Consider the following 6,158-nt stretch of genomic DNA (forward strand, 5'->3'; position numbering starts at 1 on the left):
CTGCCGGTACCTCCCCCGGAAGTACGACAGCGGCCCCCCCTCCCCGCTCCCCACCTCCGCCGTCAGCACCCGCCCGATGACCAACGTGTGGTCCCCCGCCGGAATCCGCTGTTCCGTGCGGCACTCCAGTGTGGCGAGGGCGCCGCGGACCAGGGGCGCGCCGGACACCTCCCCGTGGACGTACGGGATGTCGTCGAAGAGCAACCGGTCGCTGATGCGGCCCTTCATCGCGAAGCGGCCCGCGATGTGGCGCTGGCTCTCGGAGAGGACGGAGACGGCCCACAGGGGCTGTTCGTCGAGGAGGTCGTCCATGCGGGAGCCGTTGCGGAGGCTGACCAGGACCAGGGGCGGGTCCAGGGAGACCGACATGAAGGCGGTCGCCGTCATGCCCACGTCCTCGCCGACCGGAGCCTGGGGGTCGTCCGGGTCGTACGGCTCCTCGTGCGCGGTCACCAGGACCACGCCCGCGGCCAGCCGCGCGAGGGCGGCGCGGAACTCGTCGTTGCTCACCCCCACAGCATGCCCGGCGGGAACGGTCTTCGAAGTCGGCACGGTCTTCAGCACGCCCGAAACGCTAATCCCCGAGTTCCGCGCACCGCATCGGACCTCGGACCCAACAGGATCCTCACAGGGGCCTAGGACCAATGGACCACGCGACGGAACATCGTCGTGCATCATGTCCCCACACCCACAAAGTTTGCGTTCAGTAAACGCACAGGGAAAATGCAGAAACTCCACTCAATTGTTCATCTTCTGCTGTGACTTGAGTCACAAGGGGTAGTAATTGTTGACCCTGTGTACCGAGTGGGCAGCGCGCTGTGATTCAGTGGCGGGGAAGATGACCCTTGATTCGCTGCGAGGTCTCGGGGGGAGGGCGAGTATGGAGACCGAGTCGGAACCCTACGTCCGTCTTGCGACCCTGCGACAACTGCACACGGTCATGGCGGACATGAACACCGCCCGCAGCCTGGCGGACACCCTGCAGACCGTCGCCGACGGCGTCGTCAACGGTCTCGGGTACGAGCTGGCATGCGTCAACCTCGTACGCCCCGACGGCGACCTCGTGGTCGCCGCCTTCGCGGGCAACTCCGCCGCCGAGGCGCTCATCACCGGCCGCGTCGGCTCGCGCACGTCCTGGGAGCGCCGCCTCGGCATGGGCGAGGACTGGGGCGACCTGCGGTTCATACCCCACACCGAGGGCTGGGTCCTCGACGAGGACGACGTACCGCAGTGGTACACGGACGGTCCCGCACCCCGCTTCGAGGACGAGTGGCACCCGTCCGACCGGCTCTTCGCGCCGATGTACACCCCGGGCGTCTCCGGCGGCTCGTGCGGCGAGCTGATCGGCGTCCTGTCCGTGGACCGCCCGCGCAACGGCCGGCGGCCGGGCGCGTGGGGGCGCGAGGCCCTTCAGATGTACGCGTTCCAGGCGGCCATCGCGATCAGCAACGCCCGGCTGCGCGCCAACATGCAGCGCGCCCTGGTCCGGCTTGAGCGCGAGCAACAGGCCCTGCGCGCAAGCGAGGAGAGCTTCCGGCAGGCCTTCGAGTACGCCCCCTCCGGCATGGCGATAGCCGAGATGGGCGGCGACCAGCACGGCCGAATATTGCGGAGCAACGACGCCTTGTGCCGGCTCCTCGGCCGCCCGGCCTCCGCGATGCGCCGCTACTCCTTCTCGGACCTCGTCCACCCCGAGGACATAGGCACCCTGCTCAGGACCTCGGCGGAGGGCGGACGCGCGGAACTCCGCCTGGGCCGCCGGGACGGCACGTACGTCTGGGTCTCGCTCCGCAACTCCGTCGTCGCGGACGCCGCCGACGGACCGCGCTTCCTCCTCTCCCACGTCGAGGACATAGAGGACCGCAAGCGCCGCGAGCTGCAGCTGGCCCACCGCGCCGCGCACGACGCGCTGACCGGCCTGCCGAACTCGGCGGAGCTGCGCACCCGCCTCTCCGCCCGCCTCTGCCAGCGCCCGCAGTCCGCGTTCCCCGGCGAGATCGAGTCCATCGACGCTGCGTACGGACTTGTGGCCTACGACGCGAACGGCCACGGCTTCGACTTCCGCCCCGGCGCCGACCTCCTCGACGCCTACGACCACCACGTCCACACCATCGCCCCCGAGGGTGAGCGGGACGACGGCACCAAGGGGCTCGCGGTTCTCTTCTGCGACCTCGACGGCTTCAAGTCGATCAACGACCGGTTCGGGCACAACGCGGGTGACGCGGTGCTCATCGAGGTCGCGCGGCGGCTCGGCCGGGCCGTGCGCGACGGCGACACGGTGGCCCGGCTCGGCGGCGACGAGTTCGTCGTCCTGGCCGACGGACTCGGCAAGGCCGACGCCGCCGACCTCGCCGTACGCCTGCGGAACGAGATCATCCAGCCCATTCGGGTCGACGGCCGCGCCATGCGGGTCGGGGCCAGTTTCGGTATCGGGTGGGCCCACTGCGGCATGACGGCGGACGAGGTGTTGAAGTCCGCCGACGAACGGATGTACATCGAGAAACGATCTCGTCCCAAACAGCACAGACGCGCGGGATGATCTCCAGGTCAGTGGTCTGGTGCGGCCTGAGTCACCCGTTTGGACGACGCGGAGCGGGTAGGCTCGCAGTTCTCCAGACGTAATCCAGACGTGTCTGAAGCTGACGTATCTGCACCCGCACCTGTTGAGGAGTACCTAGGGATGACGCCCGGCAACAACGGCGCGAGCACGCCCGAGGACGACGACCCGTTCGGCTACCTGTACGAGGACGGCCAGGCCAACGGCGCCCAGCCGCCGTCCGGCGGTGGCTACGGCTACCCGGGTTCGGTCAACCGTGTGCGCCCGGTGGGCGAGCGCCAGTACGGCGGCCAGCAGGCCGCCGCGGCCCCCACCGCGCAGTACCAGCAGCCGTACGGCCAGACCGTCCCGCAGCAGCAGCCCTACGGCGCCCAGCCGAACGCCCACTACCAGGCCCCGGAAACCTTCCCCGGCGGCCCGCCGGCCGGCCAGCAGCCCCCGTCGTACAACAACGGCAACGGCAACGGCCGAGGCCGAGGCCCCAACACCAAGGGCCTCCTGATCGGCGCGATCGCGGTCGTCGCCGCGGTGGTCATCGGCATCAGCGTGGCGATGATGAACGGCAGCGACGACAACAAGTCGGGCGACCAGGCGGGGTCGACGCCGTCGGCTTCGCAGAGCGCTTCGTCGAGCCCGTCGGCCAGCAGCAGCGGCGCGACCGAGGCGGAACTGCCGAAGATCGACGCCAAGGCCCTTCTGCTGGGCGGCGGCGCCGTCACGGCATCCGACGTCGACGGCGCCAAGGCCGCCGGCGGTGTCTATGTGTCGGGGTTCAACGCGGTCGGCGCGTCTGTGACATGGAACATGAGCGGCCTCGCGAAGAGCGGCAACTACCGCCTGTACGTCAACTACGGCGTGCCCGGCAAGGACGCCACCGCCACGCTCACGGTCAACGGCACGGCCCAGTCCCGCGCTCTCAACCTGAGCAACTTCGCGAAGGCCGCCGAGGGCGACTACGTGAAGGGCTGGACGGAGACCTGGGCGTCCGTCCAGCTGAACAAGGGCTCCAACACCGTCAAGATCTCCTGCGAGCAGGGCAACCAGTGCGACGTCAACTTCGACCAGCTGTACCTGGTGAAGGGCTGACCTAGGCCGCGCTGGCGTCCCCCGTCACCGCGACCCGCCCCAGCAGCTCCTCGTACGCCGCCCGGTCGAACTCGCCCGCCACCGGCGCCAGTACGGTCGCCGCCGACAGTGCTACGGCTCGTGCCAGTCGGTCCGGCCATGGCAGTCGCTCCACCAACCCCGACAGCAGGCCCGCGACCGCCGAGTCGCCCGCGCCGGTCGGGTTGCCGTGTATGCGGGCCGGAGGCGTCGCGTGCCAGGTGCCCTCTGGGGTCGCTGCCAGCAGGCCCTTCGCGCCGAGTGAGGCGATCACCGCGCGGGCGCCCCGGCGGCGGGTGTCCTGGACGGCGCGCAACGGGTCGTGGGAGCCGGTGAGTTCGGCCAGTTCGTCGGTGTTGGGCTTGACGATGTCGGGGCGGGCGGCGACTCCTCGACGCAGGGGTTCGCCGCTGGTGTCCAGGAGGACCGGGACACCGGCTGTTCGGGCGGTGCGGATCAGGCCGGCGTACGCGCCCACCGGTACTCCCGGCGGGAGGCTTCCGCACAGGGCCACTGCCGAGACTCCGCCGGCCAACAGGGCCTCGTACGCCTCCTGGAACGCCGACCACTCCGCCGAAGTGACCGTCGGGCCGGGCTCGTTGAGTTGAGTCGTGTCACCTGTCAGCTCGTCCACCACCGCTATCGTGCGGCGGGTCGCGCCGGCGACCGGCACTAGGGCGTCCAACACGTCTGGGGTGCTGGTGAGGTGGGCTTGTACGACGCGTCCCGTGGCGCCGCCCGTGAAGCCGGTCACCGTCACCTCGTGGCCCAGGGCGGCGAGGACCCGGGCCACGTTCAGACCCTTGCCGCCGGGGCGTTCGGTCACCTCGGACACGCGGTGCGAACCGTGCGGTCGCAACTCCCGTACCCGATAGGTGATGTCGAGAGCGGTGTTCAGCGTCACCGTGAGGATCACCGGGCCGACCTCCCCCGAAGTATGTGTATCCGCCGTCCAGTTCGGGCCCCGATCATGCCAAAGAGGCGGCGGTCCTCCCAGTCTCCCGGGACAACCGCCGCCTCAACAGCGGTACATTTCACCCCAGTTGGGGATCGACCACCCAAGTACCGCGCCGCATCACGCCCTTGAGGTCGAACGCGGAGTCCAGCAGCACGAGGTCCGCGTACTTGCCGGGCTCCAGCGAGCCGATCTCGTCGTAACTCCCCAGCAGCCGCGCCGGGTTCGCCGAGATCGCGGCGACCACGTCCTCGACCGGCAGCCGGTCGATCGTCACCGCGCGCTTGAAGGCCCGGTCCAGCGTCAGGGTCGAGCCCGCGATCGAACCGCCCTCCACCAGCCGCGCCACACCCTCACTGACCTCGACCTCCAACGGGCCGAGCATGTAACGGCCGTCACCGAAGCCCGCCGCGTCCATCGCGTCCGTGATGAACGCCACCCGGTCCGCACGGGCGTGGTGGAACGCCAACTCCAGTGCCGCCGGGTGCAGATGCGTACCGTCGTTGATCAACTCGACCGTGACGCGCTCGTCTTCGAGGAGAGCGGCGATCGGACCGGGGTCACGGTGACCGAGCGGCGGCATCGCGTTGAACAGGTGCGTGGCGACCGTCGCGCCCGCGTCGATCGCCTCCACCGTCTGCTCGTACGACGCGTCCGTGTGCCCGATCGCCGCGATGACGCCGTGTTCGGTGAGCAGGCGTACGGAGTCGAGCCCGCCCGGCAGTTCGGTCGCGAGGGTGACCATCTTGGCCCTGCCGCGGGCCGCGTCCACCAGCTTGCGGACGTCCGCCGGGTCGGGGTCGCGCAGCAGTGCCTCGGAGTGGGCGCCCTTGCGGCACGGCGAGATGAACGGGCCCTCGAAGTGGATACCGGCCAGGTCGCCCTGCTCGGCCAGCTCGGAGAGGAGTCCCGCGCGCTGGGCGAGGAAGTCCATGTCGCCGGTGACGGTCGAGGCGACGACGGTCGTGGTGCCGTGCAGGCGGTGGGTGTGGATGCCCTTGAGGACGTCCTCGACCGTGCCGGAGGTGAAGGAGGCGCCGCCACCTCCGTGGTTGTGGATGTCGACGAAGCCCGGGACCAGCGTGAAGCCGGTGACGTCGAGTACCTGGGCGTTCTCGGGGGCGGCACCGGTGATGCGGGTGCCGTCGATGATCACTCGGCCGTCTTTGACGGTTCCGGTCGGGAGGACCACTGTGGCGCCGGACAGGATGAGGGGCCTTGTGCCGGTTGCGGGCCGCGGGTGCGTCGTGGCTGGTCGCGCCCCGCGGCGGAGCCGCATATCGACACTGTCCCGCGCCTCTGGGTCGGCTGCCATCAGCGTGCTACCTCCGTGCGGTCGGTTGAGTTGAGGAGATCCCAGGCCAGCAGTCCCGCACCTAGGCATCCGGCGGTGTCCCCCAACGCCGCAGGAACGATCGACGGCAGCTTCTGGAAGGTGATCCGGCCCCGGACCGCCTCCCGCAGTGGTGTGAACAACGTTTCCCCCGCCTCCGCCAGGCCGCCACCGATGATGATCGTGCGGGGGCGGCTCCCGGTCCATGG

General features: G+C 70.1%; 5 protein-coding genes and 1 pseudogene. 2 read left to right on the forward strand and 4 right to left on the reverse strand.

Features of this window, described 5'->3' with window-relative positions:
* The coding region (locus tag ACFWP5_RS51440) for a flavin reductase family protein (protein WP_384174053.1) at positions 1-564 on the reverse strand (564 nt) is incomplete at its 3' end.
* A gap of 316 nt (positions 565-880) precedes the next feature.
* Here ACFWP5_RS51440 and cdgB point away from each other — a divergent pair.
* Positions 881-2,539 (forward strand): diguanylate cyclase CdgB, encoded by a 1,659-nt coding sequence (gene cdgB / locus ACFWP5_RS51445; protein ID WP_384174056.1) that lies wholly within the window; start codon positions 881-883, stop codon positions 2,537-2,539.
* 141 nt (positions 2,540-2,680) lie between these two features.
* A complete protein-coding gene (locus ACFWP5_RS51450; protein WP_384174059.1) occupies positions 2,681-3,643 on the forward strand; it encodes a CBM35 domain-containing protein in 963 nt (320 codons plus the stop codon).
* Between the two features lies 1 nt (position 3,644).
* Here the strand turns inward: ACFWP5_RS51450 and ACFWP5_RS51455 are convergent, their stop codons facing one another.
* The 3 genes and pseudogenes from ACFWP5_RS51455 to ACFWP5_RS51465 all read right to left on the reverse strand — a co-directional run.
* Positions 3,645-4,577, reverse strand: coding sequence for a 1-phosphofructokinase family hexose kinase (locus tag ACFWP5_RS51455; RefSeq protein ID WP_384174062.1), 933 nt, complete (start codon positions 4,575-4,577; stop codon positions 3,645-3,647).
* Between the two features lie 118 nt (positions 4,578-4,695).
* The gene (nagA, locus tag ACFWP5_RS51460) at positions 4,696-5,931 is read right to left on the reverse strand and encodes an N-acetylglucosamine-6-phosphate deacetylase (protein WP_384174065.1); all 1,236 of its coding nucleotides are present in this window, start codon (positions 5,929-5,931) and stop codon (positions 4,696-4,698) included.
* Positions 5,931-6,158, reverse strand: a pseudogene (locus ACFWP5_RS51465) (ROK family protein); the annotation flags it as partial. The pseudogene ACFWP5_RS51465 and the gene nagA, both read right to left, overlap by 1 nt.

The organism is Streptomyces sp. NPDC058469 (assembly GCF_042721125.1).
GTDB lineage: Bacteria > Actinomycetota > Actinomycetes > Streptomycetales > Streptomycetaceae > Streptomyces.

Bases quoted from the DNA above. Each gene is read 5' to 3' on its own strand.
- cdgB (WP_384174056.1), top strand. From the start codon at position 881: ATGGAGACCGAGTCGGAACCCTACGTCCGTCTTGCGACCCTGCGACAA.
- ACFWP5_RS51450 (WP_384174059.1), top strand. From the start codon at position 2,681: ATGACGCCCGGCAACAACGGCGCGAGCACGCCCGAGGACGACGACCCG.
- nagA (WP_384174065.1), bottom strand. From the start codon at position 5,931: ATGGCAGCCGACCCAGAGGCGCGGGACAGTGTCGATATGCGGCTCCGC.